This window comes from Actinomyces sp. HMSC065F12 (assembly GCF_001814535.1).
GTDB classification, from domain to species: domain Bacteria; phylum Actinomycetota; class Actinomycetes; order Actinomycetales; family Actinomycetaceae; genus Pauljensenia; species Pauljensenia radingae_A.
Map to the genome: position 1 here is coordinate 1 of NZ_KV817014.1, position 311 is coordinate 311.

The window sequence follows — 311 nt, forward strand, 5'->3', positions numbered from 1 at the left end:
CGCTAAGCCTGGTGACAAGATCGTAGTTATCGTCAAGGACAAGAACGGCAACGAGATTGATCGCGTGACGGTCACCGTTGAGAAGTCTGCCGCTGGCGATATGACCACCGAGCCGGGAGTCAAGAAGTTTAAGCTTGTACGCACCGGCGCGCAGGTATCAGGACTCGTTGGTATCGCAGCCGCAATGGGCGTAGCAGGCCTTGGCCTGGCGCTCGTGCGACGCCGTCGAGAAGGCGAGGAGAACTAATCGCCTAGCCGACGAAACACCGGCATAACAGTACGGGGGTGAGACCTTAAACGGTCTCACCCCC

Annotated in this window: 1 protein-coding gene; it reads left to right on the forward strand. The window is 58.5% G+C overall.

Features of this window, described 5'->3' with window-relative positions; translation table 11 throughout:
* Positions 1-247, forward strand: a 247-nt coding sequence (locus tag HMPREF2975_RS12590) for a hypothetical protein (RefSeq protein ID WP_193600024.1), incomplete at its 5' end; no start/stop codon positions are given.
* Between the last annotated feature and the right edge of the window lie 64 nt (positions 248-311).